Below are 16,026 nucleotides of genomic sequence, written 5' to 3'. Positions count from 1 at the left end.
CGCACACTGTCCTTGACTGGTCACAATTCTTTGACAAGAAGAAAAGGAATGGCCGCTTGTTCTGAACACTTGGCCGCTATATCGCAATTGCAGACGATTCCAGTCTTTCACAAACAGGTGCTTGATGCATTTTCCCGAATTTAATATTACCCGCCGCAATCTTCTTGGTGGTGTCGCCCTTGCAGCCGTTGCCGTGGCCTTGCCATTTGCATTGACGCCGGGCGTCGCCTTTGCGCAGGGCTTGCCGGAATCTTCCGGTGACGTCGATATGGCAGCCGTCATGAAGCCAGGCCCGCTTCCAGACCGTGGCCTTGGAGACGTTAATGCACCGGTGAAGATCGTCGAATACATGTCGATGACATGCCCGCACTGCGCGCATTTCCACAACACGACCTTTGACGAGATCAAGAAGAAGTACATTGATACGGGCAAGGTCTATTTCGTGATCCGCGAATTCCCGTTCGATCCGCGCGCTGCCGCCGCCTTCATGCTGGCCCGTTGTGCGCCTGAACAGCAGTACTATCCATTTGTTTCCATGCTGTTCAAACAGCAGCAGAGCTGGGCAACGGCGCAGGACGCACGTGCCGCCCTGCTGCAAATGTCGAAAATGGCTGGTTTTTCACAGGAGACATTCGAGGCCTGCTTGACGAACCAGAAGCTTCTGNATGATGTGAACGCAACGATGCAACGCGGTGCGACGGAATTCGGCGTCAACTCGACCCCGACGTTCCTCATCAACGGAAAGCGCTACACTGGAGATATGTCTGTTGAAANCATGTCGGCTCTTGTCGACAGCCTTCTCTAAAAGACGTTACCGGATCAAAACGGGCGACGAATTTTTTCGTGCGCCCGTTTTTTATGACCGCAGGGCCGCAGCATGAAGTTCAACAAGCTGCGGCTGCTCGGCTTCAAATCTTTCGTCGAGCCATCCGAATTCCTCATCGAGCCGGGGCTGACAGGCGTGGTCGGGCCCAATGGCTGCGGCAAGTCCAACCTTGTCGAAGCGCTTCGCTGGGTGATGGGTGAGAACTCCTACAAGAACATGCGCGCATCCGGCATGGATGACGTGATCTTCTCCGGCTCCGGCAATCGGCCCGCCAGAAACACCGCCGAAGTCGGCCTCTACCTCGACAATTCCGATCGCACGGCGCCCGCTGCCTTCAACGACGCCGATGAAATTCAGGTCACGCGCCGCATTGAGCGCGAGAATGGCTCTGTCTATCGCATCAATGGGAAGGAAGCCCGCGCCAAGGACGTGCAGTTGCTGTTTGCCGATGCCTCCACCGGCGCACGCTCGCCGTCCATGGTCGGGCAGGGGCGGATCGGTGAGTTGATCAACGCCAAACCGCAGGCGCGTCGTCAGTTGCTGGAAGAGGCGGCCGGCATTTCCGGCCTGCATTCTCGCCGGCACGAAGCGGAACTTCGTCTGCGCGCCGCAGAAGCAAATCTGGAACGTCTGGAAGATGTTACGGCACAGCTGGAAAGCCAGATTGAAAGCCTGAAGAGACAGGCGAGACAGGCCAGCCGCTTCAAGATGCTGTCGGCGGATATCCGCGCCCGCGAGGCGACGTTGCTGCACATTCGCTGGGTGGAGGCCAAGCAGGCCGAAGGTGAGGCGGAAAGCGCGCTTAATCAGGCGACAAATGTCGTGGCCGAAAAGGCGCAGCGCCAGATGGAGGCTGCCAAGGCGCAAGGCATCGCCAGCTTCAAGCTGCCGGAACTGCGTGAAAACGAGGCCAAGGTCGCCGCTGCCCTACAACGCCTGCAAATTGCCCGCACACAATTGGATGAAGAGACCAACCGCATTCTTCGCCGCCGCGATGAGCTTGCCCGTCGTCTGACGCAATTGGGTGAGGACATCGAACGCGAAGAGCGCATGGTCTCCGACAATGCCGAAATCCTCGCGCGTCTCGATGCGGAAGAAGCCGAAATCCTCGAAATTCTTGCCGACTCGGGCCGCTACTCGGAAGAAACCCGTGAGGCTTTCGAAGAAGCTGCCGCCAAGCTTGCGGAGAGTGAGCGCGGTTTTGCAGCCCTAACCGCTGAGCGCGCCGAGGCTTCCGCCAACCGTACCCAGCTGGAACGCACCATCCGCGATCTGGCGGATCGGAAGGCGCGGCTGGATCGTCAGGCATCGGACGCCGCTGCCGAAATTGAAAACATCGACGAAAAGCTTTCCGGCCTGCCGGACCCTTCTGAAAAGCGCGAAAGCGTGGAAGCCGCCGAAATCTCCGTCGAAGACGCGTTGATCTTGGTGGAGGAAGCGGAATCGGCGGTGGCCGATGCGCGTTCCGCTGAAGCTTTGGCGCGCGGCCCGGTTGATGCTGCGCGAGGTCGCCTCAATGCGCTGGAAACCGAAGCGCGCACCATCTCCAAAATGCTTGCTGCCGGTGCCGTCTCCGGTTCGTTCACGCCGGTTGCAGAAGAGTTGAGGGTGGATCGCGGCTTTGAAGCGGCTCTTGGCGCTGCCTTGGGTGACGATCTCGAAAGCCCGCTCGACCCTGCTGCCCCGGCCTACTGGATAGCCAATGGCGATGGTGCCGCTGACCCGGCTCTGCCGGAAGGCGTTGCATCCTTGCTTACGCATGTCGTCGGGCCAGAAGCGCTGAAACGCACACTGCGTCAGACCGGTATCGTTGCTAACGTCGATGAAGCCAAACACCTGATGTCGGCGTTGAAACCTGGCCAACGCCTCGTCACCAGGGACGGCGCGCTTTTCCGCTGGGATGGCCATATCACCAGCGCAGATGCCCCCGGCAACGCCGCCCTGCGGCTTGCCCAGAAGAACCGCCTTGCTGAACTGGAAGGCGAGGTGGATGAGGCACGTTACGCCTTGGAGGAAGCTGAAGAGCATCTTGCCGCCAGCACCGATGAAATCCGCCTTGTGGAAAGCCGCCTTGCCGATGCGCGAGAGCGAAGCCGCCTTGCATCACGCCATCTGGTCGAAGCCCGTGATGCGCTCGCCATGGCCGAACGCGCTTCGGGTGATCTTCTGCGCCGTCGCGATATCGTGTCCGAAGCGATCAACCAGATCAGCGGGCAGATCGAAGACATCGCCGTTCAGGAAGAAAGCGCCCGCATCGAGTTGGAGGACGCTGCTGATCTGGCCGATCTCGATCTGCACCTGCGCGAAAGCCAGCTGGAGGTCGCAACCGACCGCAGCCTGCTGGCCGAAGCCCGCGCCAGCCACGAAGGTTTGAACCGTGAAGCAGAAGCCCACCAGCGCCGTATCAATGCCATCGCACAGGAACGCACCACATGGCAGGCGCGTGCAGCCAGCGCCAGTGGCCACATCGCCACGCTGCGTGAGCGCGAGGATGAGGCCCACGACGAGCTTGCCGAGCTCGATATCGCACCGGAGGAATTCGATGAAAAGCGCCGCAATCTTCTGACGCAACTACAAAAGACCGAGGAAGCACGGCGTCTGGCCGCCGACCAGCTGGTCGAAGCGGAAAGCCTTCAACGGGAGGCAGACCGTACGGCCACCATCGCACTGTCCGAACTGGCAGAAGCCCGTGAAAAGCGCGGACGCGCCGAAGAGCGCCTAGTTTCTGCCCGCGAAAAACGCCAGGAAGGCGAACACCGCATCCGTGAGGCGCTGAATGTCGAGCCGCATCTGGCGTTCAGGCTGACGGGTCTCGGCCCTGAAGCGTCGATGCCTGAAATCCGTGATGTCGAGCGTGATCTGGACAGACTGAAAGTCGAGCGTGAACGGTTGGGCGCAGTCAATCTGCGTGCCGAAGAAGAACAGGCAGAGCTTTCTGAAAAGCTCGCGGCGCTGATCAAGGAACGCGACGACATCATCGATGCAGTTCGCAAGCTCCGCGCGGGCATCCATAACCTCAACCGCGAAGGACGCGAGCGTCTGGTTGCCGCCTTCGATATCGTCAATACGCAGTTTCAGCGTCTGTTTACTCACCTCTTCGGTGGCGGCACGGCGGAACTGCAATTGATCGAATCCGACGATCCGCTGGAGGCTGGCCTTGAAATTCTCGCCCGTCCGCCGGGCAAGAAGCCGCAGACCATGACGCTGTTATCGGGCGGCGAACAGGCCTTGACCGCCATGGCGCTGATCTTTGCCGTCTTCCTTACCAACCCCGCACCTATCTGTGTGCTGGATGAGGTGGACGCACCACTGGATGACCACAATGTCGAGCGTTACTGCAACTTGATGGATGAGATGGCTGCTTCCACAGAAACACGCTTCGTCATCATCACCCATAACCCTATAACCATGGCCCGCATGGACCGCCTGTTTGGCGTTACCATGGCTGAGCAGGGCGTGTCGCAGCTCGTTTCCGTGGATTTGCAGATGGCAGAGCGGCTGATCGAGGCCGTCTGACCCGTCAAACGCGATTTTTNGCAGAAGAAAATATAGCCACGCTGGAACGCCGCCACCGGTTACGATCACTTGTCCCGCCACGCCACGCAGTCCGAGCGCCCGGTACAGTCTCCAGCCCGCGCGGTCGGGCCGCAATATTGCCTCAGCATTCAACGGTAACACCGCCTGCGCGTGTCGCGGGCGGTTTTTTGTTGCCGCTTGACGGGCCTGCGCCGCATTTATGCTGCACTGCGGTGACATGGTGGAACGGTGGCCGTTTCCAACACTGTTACAATGCTGTAAAGGGTTGAAAAATAGAACGCTTCTGGGTGGAGAGCGTAGAATGAAAAAATGGGTCTATACGTTCGGTGACGGAGCCGCCGAGGGGCGTGCGAGCGACATCGCCACATTGGGTGGCAAGGGTGCACATCTTGCCGAGATGGCAAGCCTTGGCCTGCCGGTTCCGCCGGGTCTGACGATTATCAGCGAGGCCTGCGCACGTTACCATCAGGGTGGACGGTGCCTCCCGGAAGACCTTAAATTGCAGGTTACCAGCGGCATTTCCGGCATGGAAGCCATTACCGGCTGCAAGTTTGGTTCCGGTTCTCAGCCTTTGCTTTTATCTGTCCGCTCGGGTGCCCGCGCCTCCATGCCGGGTATGATGGATACCGTTCTCAATCTCGGCCTGAATGACGAAACCGTGCAGGCACTGGCGCAAAATTCTGGTGATGCCCGTTTNGCGTGGGATAGCTATCGGCGTTTCATCCAGATGTATGCCGATGTGGTGATGGGGCTGGATCATGAAATCTTCGAGGAAATTCTCGAGGACGAGAAGGGGCGTCTGGGCCACGAATATGATACCGAGATTTCCGCCAGCGAATGGCAGCACATCGTCTCGCTCTACAAAGGCCTGATCGAAGAGGAGCTTGGCGACCCGTTTCCCCAGGACACGCAGGTTCAGTTGTGGGGCGCCATCGGTGCCGTCTTTGCAAGCTGGATGAACCCGCGCGCCGTTACCTATCGCCATCTGCATAATATTCCCGGAGACTGGGGCACGGCTGTGAATGTGCAGGCCATGGTCTTCGGCAATCTCGGCTCGTCCTCGGCAACGGGCGTCGCGTTTACGCGCAATCCCTCCACCGGCGAAAAAGAGCTGTACGGCGAGTTTCTTGTGAATGCTCAGGGTGAGGACGTGGTTGCGGGCATCCGCACCCCGCAATCCATCACCGAAGAGGCGCGCATCGCATCCGGCTCGGACAAGCCGTCGATGGAAAAACTGATGCCGGAGGCGTTTTCGGAGTTCATCAGCATTTGCGGTCAGTTGGAAACCCACTACCGCGACATGCAGGACATGGAATTCACCATCGAGCGCGGCAAGCTCTGGATGTTGCAGACCCGTTCAGGAAAGCGCACAACCCGTGCGGCCATGAAAATTGCCGTCGATCTGGTGGAGGAAGGCCTTATCACCACCGATGAGGCAATCTGCCGGATCGAGCCTTCATCGCTCGATCAGCTCCTCCATCCGACCATCGACCCTTCCATTGAGCGCCCGATCATCGGCTCGGGCCTTCCAGCCTCACCGGGGGCGGCATCCGGTGAGATCGTATTTACCTCCGAAGAGGCCGTCTCGGCGAAAGCCGAAGGCAGGCGCGTTATTCTCGTGAGGATGGAAACCAGCCCGGAAGATATTCACGGCATGCACGCTGCCGAAGGCATTCTGACGACACGCGGCGGCATGACCAGCCATGCGGCGGTCGTGGCGCGAGGCATGGGCATCCCCTGTGTTTCCGGCGCAGGCTCCATGCGGGTGGATATCCGCAGCGGCGTTCTGGTTGGCATGGGCTGCATGTTGAAAANGGGTGATATCATCACCATCGACGGCTCCTCCGGGCGCGTGATGCGTGGCGAAGTTCCCATGACCCAGCCCGCTCTGTCGGGCGATTTCGGCAAGCTGATGAAATGGGCCGATAGCACGCGGCGAATGAAGGTGCGCACGAACGCCGATACGCCAGCAGATGCCCGCGCTGCCCGTTCGTTTGGCGCCGAGGGCATAGGGCTATGCCGCACGGAACACATGTTCTTCGAGGGTGACCGCATTCAGGTGATGCGCGAAATGATCCTTGCCGAGCATGAGGAGGGAAGGCGCGCAGCACTCGATCAGTTGCTGCCCATGCAGCGGCAGGATTTCACCAAGCTGTTTTCCATCATGCATGGTCTGCCCGTCACCATTCGTCTGCTTGACCCGCCGTTGCACGAGTTCCTGCCCAAGACCGATGGTGAAATCGTGGAAGTTGCTGCTGCCATGGGGATGTCGCAAACGCTGTTCCGGCATCGGCTGGATGCTTTGCATGAATTCAACCCGATGCTCGGTCATCGCGGCTGTCGGCTGGCGATTTCCTATCCCGAAATTGCCGAAATGCAGGCCCGTGCCATTTTNGAAGCCGCAGTTGAGGCTGCCCGCCAGACGGGCTCCCCCGTGGTACCGGAAATCATGGTGCCACTGGTCGGCCTGCGCTCAGAGCTGGACTACGTGCGCGCTGTCATCGACAGGGTCGCCGCAGCGGTGGCGGAGGAGACCGGCGTTACCCTCGAATATCTCACGGGCACCATGATCGAGTTGCCGCGCGCGGCGTTGCGCGCCCATGTCATCGCCGAAGCTGCGGAGTTTTTCTCCTTCGGAACCAACGACCTGACGCAGACGACCTTCGGCATCTCCCGTGATGATGCCGCCCGCTTCATCGAAACCTATCAGCGCAAAGGCATTATCGAGCGCGATCCGTTCATCTCGCTGGATTTCGATGGCGTTGGCGAGTTGATCCGGATCGCGGCGGATCGTGGCCGTCAGACGCGCCCGGAACTCAAGCTCGGCATCTGCGGCGAACATGGCGGCGACCCGGCCTCCATTAATTTCTGTGAAGATGCGGGTCTGGATTACGTATCCTGCTCTCCGTTCCGTGTGCCGATTGCCAGATTGTCTGCGGCGCAGGCAACACTGGCTATGGCGGAAAAGCGCGACACGGTTGCCACTTCGAAGGTCGTTCCGCTCAGGGCGATCCCGGCGAAGTTCTAGCGGTTCTGGACGATGATGCGGCGTTCCACCACGACGGGGCGATAGAACATGTCGCGGCTGGACTGCGCTTGCCAGGCACGGGCATCTGCGCGGCGGTCGAGATCGAGATCCAGCAGGCAACCGGCCATCTGGTCCGTGTTGGGGCGGAAGCCATAACCACGGCAGGTCGTTTCGTCCCGCGCGCGCCGCTCCTCCGGCGAAAGTGTCTGGCAGGACGAAAGAGCCAGCATTGTCGCAACGGCGCCAAGAACGATTGAAACACGCATGATGTTAACTCCCTATGATGCCAGTTTGCACTGATCTTGCCGTGTGTTGATTACGCCGGTTTAGCTGTAGGGAAAAGCCTGCTCTGTGGCAAAGGTTGCACATACGGCACGCGCAATTTCTCTCGAACAGATTCCCTTCGACGCCGAAACCCATTATGACACAGTAATGAGCGATTCCCGCTTGTCGTGAACCTATCGGCGAAACGTCTTCGTTGCAAAAACTACAGCATCCGGGTGCCGCTTCATGACTGTGCGTTTCGTTCGACCCGTATCACACGCGGCATATCTTTCCCGATATCTCGGGATTGCCGCCCTGGCACTGTTCGTCATCGCAGCACCATTGCACCGCTTCGGCCCGCTGACGACCCCTGATTTCATTTCGCTGACGCTTCTCTCCGCCGCCATCGCAACCGTGTCGCTTCTGCTCGCCATCATTGGCTTGCAACGCCTCTGGTCCGTGGGCGCGAGAGGCGGAGTGTGGTCGCTTTCCGCACTGCTTTNCTGCGCAGTTCCGCTCGGAACCGTAGCGTTCGGCGCGTTTCTCTACTGGCAAANGCCACAGCTTTACGATGTCTCCACGGATGTTGCCGACGCGCCGAGCTGGTTGTCCATCCCCACCGCCAACCAGCAATGGCTGCCGCGCCCCGCTGTCGTTTCCAAAGCCGACCGCGATCTGCAGGCGGCAGCCTATCCAAGCCTTGCAGGTCACCGTTATGAAGGCGCAATCGACCGCGTTTATACGGCGGCCCGCAAGGTTGCTACAGCACAGCGTACTCGCATCGCCCATACGCAAGGCCTCATCGGTTCGCTACCGGATATACAGCCCGGCATGCCGCCCCAGGACCAGACCGAAGGTGTCACCGACACGCCCATCGAAGAGCTTCCCGCGAATGTGCCCGTACCACTGGCACGACCGGCAGACGCCCCCGCACCGACCTTTTTTGATGGCAGCAGTATCGTGATGTTGCAAGGCGAGACACGCACCCTCATATGGGGCCTGCGTTACGATATCCTCATCCGTCTTCGCGAAGACGCAGAAACCACGCTGGTAGATGTCCGCGTCGCCTCCCGCTTCGGCCCGCATGATCTGGGTATGGGTGCTGAGATCGCAGAGGCCTATCTCGATGCGCTGGATGCTGAGATGCAGGGCCTCAACGACAATTGACGGCTACCCGATAAAGCGCTCGCGTTCCTCGGGCGTTGGCATGCGGCACGCCTGATGCCGTCCTGCAATCGTCATGCGATTGCGTGCCACGAGATCGTAGACGCTGTCCCGAAGACTGCGCGGTACGACGCGTAAAAGTGCCGCAATGCTTACCGCGCCACCCAGAAGCTGGAGCACACGCAACACCCCATTGGAACGGGGATAGGCTATGCCGTTTTCAATCAACAGGCTGGTTTCGTAATTATCGGTTCGGTAGCCGTAGTGCCGCATCAGCGCCGTTCCGAGTTCAGATTGCGCGGGTGTGAAGCGAAACAGCTTTTTTNCATCGTGGCGCAACACGAAGTCGATATCGCGAGAGCAGAAACCGCATTCACCATCAAATACGATGAGCGGCCTGTCATCTGGAAAATTGGGAACAGACGGGTCGTTTCTATAGCTGTAGGCAGCAGGCATCGAAACAGTTCCTATGCAGGAAAATAGAGCCCACCCAGCGACGGCGGGCCGTCCGTCTGTACTTCACCCTTCTCAATCAGGTCTTCGATATGGGCGAGAACGGAAAGAGCCGCCGCTCCGTGCAGGCGCGGATCGGTACTTCTGTAAATGATTTTCACCATGTCCGGGATCGTCCGGTCTCCAGCCTTGATGCGGGCCAGCACCGCCTTTTCCCGCATGCGGCGATGGGTGCGAAGCCCTCGCATGAAAGCGGGCGGGTCGTTCACGCCGCCGCCGTGGCCGGGAAGGAACAGCCGGTCATCTCGGTGCAAAAGCTTTGACAGCGAAGCCATATAATCGCTCATCGAACCATCCGGCGGCGCAACGATGGTCGTTGCCCACGCCATGACGTGGTCGGCCGAAAAGACTATTCCGCTATCATCAAGGGCGAAGGCCGAGTGGTTGGCCGTATGGCCGGGTGTGTGAAGGGCGGTCAGCGTCCAGCCATCGCCGGACAGGCTTTNCCCATCACCAAGAATGACGTCAGGCACGAACCCGGTATCAGAGCTTTCAGCAAATGGATTGCGCTCACCTTCATGCAAAGGCCGTGCAGCACGATGTGGCCCTTCGGCTACGGTCAGCGCACCTGTTGCCTGCTTCAGGCGTGTCGCCAGTGGCGAGTGATCGCGATGCGTATGACTGACGAAGATATGCGTGACCTCGCGGCCTTCCAGTGCCGCCATCAGCGCCTGAAAATGCATGTCGTCCTCAGGGCCTGGATCGATGATGGCAACGGATGTGTCGCCCACGATGTAGCTGTTGGTGCCATGAAAGGTAAAGGCTGACGGGTTGTTGACGGTGATGCGCTGGACGTTTTGCGCCACAGGCACCGCAATGCCATAGGTCGGCTGAAANTCGCGATTGAATTCCGGGTCTTTCATCGGATCAGTCAACGCTCACTTGTATTCGATCTCAATGAACGACATCGGCTCGTTACCTGCATTGACCACATTGTGCGAAACCCCAGCCTCACGTCGGTAAGGCATGCCGCGCGCCGTATCCACCCTGCGGCTACCGCTCTCGTCTTCAATGAGAAATTGGCAATCGGTCATCGGCACCACGACATAACCCAGCCCGTGTGTGTGGTGGCCGGTATCGGCTCCCGGCTCGAAGTCCCAGCGAATGATCCGTACCACGTCGTCGTCCAGCAAAGTCGTTGGTATGGCAGGAGGGCGTGCGCTATATTTGCTCATCGTACTGTCACCGGGAAAAGACCTAAAAATCTGCCTGTTTCCTGACGTAACATGAAGCAATGGCCGGACACACAATAAATATTGCAAATCCGGCAACTTAATCATTGCCGCTGCCGTTCTGCTTTGATAATCAGGCGCCGTTCAGGCAGTGGCGTTTCGCCAATCTGCTCTGTTGGGNCGTCGCCAAGCGGTAAGGCACCGGTTTTTGGTACCGGCATCCCAGGTTCGAATCCTGGCGCCCCAGCCACACACTTTGCAAGTTAGTGATATGAGCGTGTGGCTTGGACGTGTCGGACTGTATTAAGCCGTTGCCGCAGCCTCTGGCAGCGTCAGGCGACCGTTCTCTTCGCCATCCCAATACTCGATCGATGCCGCCGAAACCTTGATGAGAACGATGTCGGGAGTCTCTATACCGTCTGGAAACCAGCGGTCCAGATCGCTGACCCAGTGCGCTTCGAACTGCGACTTGTCGCGGATCAGTAAGGCCTTGCCCTCCACCGAGATAAAGATACCCGGCTTTCCCAAAAGGCTTGGCGCAGCGGTGAAGGTCAGCGTGACGTGATCGTCGTGATCGATCTCTTTGATCTTTCGGGTGTTGTCATAGGTGAAGAACCACGAGTCGCCATCATATTCGACATCGCCGTTGTTGCTCATGGGCCGGGTGGAAATCTGGCCGGATTCGGTGTTGGTACACAGCATGCAGAAATCAATTTTTCTGAGCTGCTTGGACAGGTCTTCCAACGTCATCGATGTCATGAAAATCTCCCGGTTTTGATATGGCAAGCTAACCTTCGAGGTCGTCGTTTGTTCCGGCTTTGCGAGACGAGGGGAGACGGGCGAGATGCCGTTAAATCATGGTGGAGTGGTTCCTAACCGTCTAAAGGTAATGAGGAGCCCAATGATTCCCTATTTTTGATCGTCGATTGCATGGAAACCTCCCTCTACCTTCCCGTAAAAGCCTTTCTGGAGACCGCTGGTTACTCGGTTAAAGGTGAGATCGGCGGGTGCGATCTTGTCGGCATTAACGGCGATGATTCACCCGTCGTGGTCGTGTGCGAGCTGAAATTGACCTTCAATCTCGAACTGATCCTCCAGGCGGTCGACAGGGCTTCCATATCCGACGAAGTTTGGATTGCCGCGAAGGTCTCTGCCAAGGGCAGGGGGCGGGAATCGGACAAGCGCTATCGTGATCTCTGCCGTCGGCTGGGCATCGGTATGCTCGGCATTTCGGATCGCGGCGACGTCAGCGTTATCGTGGCCTCCGTAACGCCCATGCCGCGAACCAACCCCAAGCGGCGCTCCAGGCTGGTGCGTGAACACCAGAAAAGGCGGGGTGATCCCGTGCTTGGGGGCAGTACACGCACGCCCATGATGACGGCCTACCGCCAGCAGGCGCTGGGTTGCGCGGCACTCCTGTCCGCAGGGCCCTTGCGCGTCCGCGACGTGAGGGCGGGCGTTCCAGACGCCGGAAAGATACTGCTGTCGAACGTCTATGGCTGGTTCGAGCGTCTGGAAAAAGGCGTGTATGGGCTCACTGATGCCGGACGGGAAGCGCTCATCCGGTGGCCCCAACCATTACCATGACGTCTAGGATGCGACGGCAGGCGGCGCCATTTGCAGTCGCGGACGGCCCACTTTTCGCGCCACCACCACCAGCTCACGGGGTTTGGTTTGCGTCAGAGCCAGCTTCACAGCCTCGTTCAGCGATGTCGTAATGAAATCGGCGCTGATATCCGCGGCGTCTATTTGCGCGTAATTCTGGCCGTTCGCGGTGGGAATGAGGATGCCGACCCGCATCGCGGGTTTGATACGCTTTAAACGACGGATGATCTGACGTGCGTGAGATTTGGAATTACCGTTGAGGAACGAGACCACTGCGGTATCGATGCCATCAAGACTCACTCTTTGCGATGCTCTTCCCGCCAGGTCTCTATAACTTGCCGAGGAAACCGTGGCCCCCTGAATTTCGATGATCTGCGCCAGCATTGCGGATGCGGCGTCGTCTATGACGCCTCGCCCGCCCATACATAAGACCGATTGGCCTCTTCCATCCGGCAGATCTGTCTCATCGACAGATGTAATGAGCGCTTCCGTCGCCTCTGTTTCTTCCTCGTTTTCCTCTTCGTCGGCAATATCGGAAAGATTATCGACCAGCGTCAGCGAACTGGACGAAAAAAGTTCGATCTGTGATTCCGACATGACCCCGCGCTGCCTGTCCATTTCACCCAGCAAGAGAGCCGGAAGTCCGACCTTGTCATAATAATCAACGAGGTACTCCTCCCTCAGATATTCCTCCGCATTGTCGGTCGCCTCGTTCGGATCGCCAGCGAGCAGCCTTTGGTAGAGCTTTTCGTGCAGTTCCAGAACCGGCTCATTGCCTAGGAGAACGTCGAGGAAACCAAACTGCGGCACGTGGCGGCCCAGAACGACGAGGCAAACGGTGAGCGGCGTGGAAAGCATGAGGCCGATTGGCCCCCAGAGCCACGACCAGAAAATTGCCGAAACGATGATCGCCAGCGGAGACAATCCCGTATGCGATCCGTAAAGCCAGGGCTCGACAACATTGTTGCTGATGAGTTCCGTCGTCACGAAAAGCGCAGCCACCCAGGCAACGAGCGACCATCCCGGTGCAATCGCGAGCGCCAGAAACAGCGGGAGGATCATGCCGATGACAGGGCCGATATAGGGTACGAATCTCAGAACCAGCGTGAGCAAACCCCAAAGGATTGCATTGGGGATGCCAAGAACCCATAGGCCAATTGTGATCGGCAGCGCATAGAGGGCATTCACGACCAGTTGCATGAGCAGGTATTTGCCGACCCGCTTGCCAGCGTCCTGAAGCGCTGCGGTGGTGCGATGCAGGTCGCTGAGACCGACGAGGCGAATGAACCTGTCGCGCAGNTCCTCACGCTCCAGCAGCATGAAGACAACGAGAACGATCACGAGGCCCGCCGTCGCAAACGGGCTGATCAGGGGTAAGATCAGGTTACCGAGTGTCTGTAGCGGATTGGTGCGTGAGATAATTTCGACAGGCATCGGCTCCCGTGTCGGGATTTCCGGCGCGGCCGTATCCTGGCTTTCGGTTGCTCTCGTCTGTATTTCGGCACCCATCTTTTCCACCACCTTGCTCAGGTGTTCCAGCACGCCACTGCCAGAGCCTGCTTGGGCCAGAACCTGGACCTTACTGACGATGTTTCGCTGATAGGTGGGTATGTTCTCGGCCAGGTTCGCAACCTGGGTGGCGACGATGAAGCTGAAAACCGCGATTGCGCAGAATGCGGAGATAACGGCGAGGATCACCGCCAGAATCTTCGGCACCGACCGCTTGCGAAGGAAGGATACGATGGGGGCAAGCGTGAAGGACAGTAGCAGCGCAAGCGCAAGCGGAACGAATATTTCCTGTCCCACCCGAAGCAGAAATGCCACGCCGATGAGGATGAGCACCGTTCGTCCAGATAGCATGGTGTTCGAGGCGATATCCGGGTTCGGATAGCTCGCCCGCGCCGTCACAGGGCCGATTGATTTTGGAAGTTCCATGTTGTTTCCCGCCATATGCCCATCAGCTTCACTTCTGTGGACCGAGGCGACAAAGAGAATCAGCGGTTATGCTATTGCTTTGGCGGGCAGGTCGACCAAGTGACGTACAGTCAGCGTATGATCGCCGCATGCGACGCGGTGAACGCGCGTACTGATTTCCGGTTCCTTATATAAGCTGGCGAACAGCAATGAGCGCTGCCAGCGAAATCGCCGCCTCTACAAATCCCTAGCCCTGACCGGCCTTTCTCATTGGCATACGGTCAATCAGGTCAAATATTTCGACATCGCTGACAATATCCTTGCTGCGGAATTTGACGCCGCCGTCCTTGCCCACCAGAATGACTTGGAAGTCGTTGTCATCGATCTTTGCGTCTGTTCTCAGTTTGTCAGCATTCAGCGCGATTTCTGTCCCATAAACCGCACGCGCTTCATTGCCGGTAATGCGGATGACGATCAACGCCCGGTCAGCGAGTTCAGCTTGCTTCGCCTTCAGAGCGTCGATCTGCCTCTCGACTTTCCGGTCTGTGGCCTTACCGAAANCCAGAACAACGCGGTTTTTCCATTCGTAGTGTGAAAGACTCTCCATTGCAAAACCCTGACTGATGGACGTTAGCGCGACGACGAGCGAANGGATCAGCACTCTCATCTGTTTCTCCTCTTTGAACACGCTAAACGAAGGAGGAAGGCATCCGTTCGATCCTTGCTTAAACGATGTCGTGACCTCAGGATTGCCTGTCGATGTCCGCTCTCGAGGATCAAACCGTCTGTTTCGACCTTATACTTGCCAAGGTCCTCGCTTAGCAGACGCTTGTGTCCGCAAGGCGTCTTATGTCAGAGGATAATATTGCTTGGAGACTGACGCATGATGAAAACGATATTGGCCGGCNGGCTGTCGAAAACCCTGGTATTGGCCGCATCCCTTTCGGCACCTGCCAACGCCACGCCCGTGCTGGTTGTCGATACCGCAAATCATCAGATTCTCTATCAGGAAGATGCCGGTGTGCCTTGGTATCCGGCGTCCACCACCAAGCTCATGACGGCGCTGGTTGTTTTCGAAGCGCTTCGTGCGGGTGAGGTGACGCTGACGACGCCCGTCATGATGACGCGCAACGCGACAAAACAGGCTTTCCTCGAGTCGGGTCTGACCTTCGGGCGAACGATGACCTTGGAGGACGCGCTGTTTGCTGCGCTTACCGCCTCGGCAAACGATGTCGCCGTTGCCCTTGCAGAAACGGTTACATCCGATGAAGCCGTGTTCGTGCAGCGAATGAATGCGGAGGCCGCGCGCCTTGGCATGACAGGAACGCATTTTGCCAGCCCCAACGGCCTGTTTAACAAAAGCAATTATTCCACCGCCCGTGATCTTGCGATCCTCGGGATGGAAATCGACCGGGTGTTTCCGGACTATCAACGCTTCTTTCAAGGATCGGCTGTCAGAATCGACGGTAAAGAAATCAAATCCAACAATACGTTGCTGACCCGTTTCAACGGCACGGTTGGAATGAAGACGGGCTTTCTATGTGCATCTGGACGCAATTACGTCGGCCTTGCCACGCGTGATGGCAAGCGCGTGATGGTGGTGATACTGGGCGCAACGACAGAGCGGGAGCGTAACGAGCGATCTGCGCAATATTTGACGCAAGCGTTCGAGGGGCAGTTGAACCCATCCGGTGCTGTCGAAAATGTGCAAANCCGCACCGATGTCGCGCCGCAGGATATGCGCCTCAAGCTCTGCACCGACAAAAGCGTTGCCTATGAGGCGGAACGCGAAGCGCTTTATCCGATGGGGTTGCCGGGCCATGAAACGTTTCTGAAGGATCAGATCGAGGGCCAGATTCATGTGATAACCACATGGCCCAGCGACAATTCGGTGGATGTGCCGGTTCCAGCCAGCCGCCCCGCCCCGCCGCCCCCGCAAACCGGATCGGCTGGATAAAACGGTTTTGACAGGCCGCCGCCGGCGTCATTGGTCTCAATAAAAA

Annotated in this window: 13 protein-coding genes and 1 tRNA gene; 7 read left to right on the top strand and 7 right to left on the bottom strand. The window is 58.3% G+C overall.

Annotation, left to right across the window (positions count from 1 at the left end; all coding sequences use genetic code 11):
* Nucleotides 1-124: 124 nt before the first annotated feature.
* The 3 genes from CUC55_RS03425 (at nt 125) to ppdK (ending at nt 7,391) form a co-directional block, all read left to right on the top strand.
* Nucleotides 125-805, top strand: a complete 681-nt coding sequence (locus tag CUC55_RS03425) for a DsbA family protein (protein WP_103086969.1) — start codon at nt 125-127, stop codon at nt 803-805.
* Between the two features lie 72 nt (nt 806-877).
* Nucleotides 878-4,342 (top strand): chromosome segregation protein SMC, encoded by a 3,465-nt coding sequence (gene smc, locus CUC55_RS03420; RefSeq protein ID WP_067651622.1) that lies wholly within the window; start codon nt 878-880, stop codon nt 4,340-4,342.
* Nucleotides 4,343-4,664: 322 nt separating this feature from the next.
* Nucleotides 4,665-7,391: a pyruvate, phosphate dikinase gene (gene ppdK, locus CUC55_RS03415; RefSeq protein ID WP_103086968.1), complete on the top strand. Its 2,727-nt coding sequence runs from the start codon at nt 4,665-4,667 to the stop codon at nt 7,389-7,391.
* On the opposite strand, the gene CUC55_RS03410 is transcribed toward ppdK, so the two are convergent.
* A complete protein-coding gene (locus CUC55_RS03410; RefSeq protein ID WP_067651628.1) occupies nt 7,388-7,657 on the bottom strand; it encodes a hypothetical protein in 270 nt (89 codons plus the stop codon). The two genes, ppdK and CUC55_RS03410, sit on opposite strands and share 4 nt — an antisense overlap.
* Nucleotides 7,658-7,901: 244 nt before the next feature.
* Between CUC55_RS03410 and CUC55_RS03405 the strand changes: the two genes are divergently transcribed.
* Nucleotides 7,902-8,822, top strand: a complete 921-nt coding sequence (locus CUC55_RS03405; RefSeq protein WP_103086967.1) for a DUF1499 domain-containing protein — start codon at nt 7,902-7,904, stop codon at nt 8,820-8,822.
* A gap of 3 nt (nt 8,823-8,825) precedes the next feature.
* On the opposite strand, the gene CUC55_RS03400 is transcribed toward CUC55_RS03405, so the two are convergent.
* From CUC55_RS03400 to CUC55_RS03390, 3 genes are all read right to left on the bottom strand, one after another.
* On the bottom strand, nt 8,826-9,275 hold the full coding sequence (locus CUC55_RS03400) for a thiol-disulfide oxidoreductase DCC family protein (protein WP_103086966.1): 450 nt from the start codon (nt 9,273-9,275) through the stop codon (nt 8,826-8,828).
* An 11-nt stretch (nt 9,276-9,286) separates the two neighbouring features.
* Nucleotides 9,287-10,195, bottom strand: a complete 909-nt coding sequence (locus CUC55_RS03395; RefSeq protein WP_103086965.1) for an MBL fold metallo-hydrolase — start codon at nt 10,193-10,195, stop codon at nt 9,287-9,289.
* A gap of 15 nt (nt 10,196-10,210) precedes the next feature.
* The gene (locus tag CUC55_RS03390; RefSeq protein ID WP_067651639.1) at nt 10,211-10,507 is read right to left on the bottom strand and encodes a cupin domain-containing protein; all 297 of its coding nucleotides are present in this window, start codon (nt 10,505-10,507) and stop codon (nt 10,211-10,213) included.
* A 173-nt stretch (nt 10,508-10,680) separates the two neighbouring features.
* On the opposite strand from CUC55_RS03390, the gene CUC55_RS03385 reads away from it, so the two are divergent.
* Nucleotides 10,681-10,754, top strand: a tRNA-Gln gene (locus CUC55_RS03385).
* 53 nt (nt 10,755-10,807) lie between these two features.
* Here the strand turns inward: CUC55_RS03385 and CUC55_RS03380 are convergent.
* A complete protein-coding gene (locus CUC55_RS03380; protein ID WP_067651642.1) occupies nt 10,808-11,263 on the bottom strand; it encodes a pyridoxamine 5'-phosphate oxidase family protein in 456 nt (151 codons plus the stop codon).
* Between the two features lie 171 nt (nt 11,264-11,434).
* On the opposite strand from CUC55_RS03380, the gene CUC55_RS03375 reads away from it, so the two are divergent.
* Nucleotides 11,435-12,091 (top strand): DUF2161 domain-containing phosphodiesterase, encoded by a 657-nt coding sequence (locus tag CUC55_RS03375; RefSeq protein WP_067651645.1) that lies wholly within the window; start codon nt 11,435-11,437, stop codon nt 12,089-12,091.
* Nucleotides 12,092-12,094: 3 nt separating this feature from the next.
* Here the strand turns inward: CUC55_RS03375 and CUC55_RS03370 are convergent, their stop codons facing one another.
* Both CUC55_RS03370 and CUC55_RS03365 read right to left on the bottom strand, forming a co-directional pair.
* Nucleotides 12,095-13,969, bottom strand: coding sequence for an AI-2E family transporter (locus tag CUC55_RS03370; RefSeq protein WP_245417682.1), 1,875 nt, complete (start codon nt 13,967-13,969; stop codon nt 12,095-12,097).
* A gap of 301 nt (nt 13,970-14,270) precedes the next feature.
* Nucleotides 14,271-14,630 (bottom strand): DUF4174 domain-containing protein, encoded by a 360-nt coding sequence (locus CUC55_RS03365; protein ID WP_425352727.1) that lies wholly within the window; start codon nt 14,628-14,630, stop codon nt 14,271-14,273.
* A gap of 276 nt (nt 14,631-14,906) precedes the next feature.
* Here CUC55_RS03365 and CUC55_RS03360 point away from each other — a divergent pair, with 276 nt between their 5' ends.
* On the top strand, nt 14,907-15,980 hold the full coding sequence (locus CUC55_RS03360; protein WP_103086963.1) for a D-alanyl-D-alanine carboxypeptidase family protein: 1,074 nt from the start codon (nt 14,907-14,909) through the stop codon (nt 15,978-15,980).
* Nucleotides 15,981-16,026 lie beyond the last annotated feature (46 nt).

The sequence above is a fragment of the Agrobacterium bohemicum genome (genome assembly GCF_002896715.1).
GTDB classification, from domain to species: Bacteria; Pseudomonadota; Alphaproteobacteria; order Rhizobiales; family Rhizobiaceae; genus Agrobacterium; species Agrobacterium bohemicum.
Note: the sequence above shows the minus strand (reverse complement) of the source record. Positions and strands in the feature narration are given on the sequence as shown.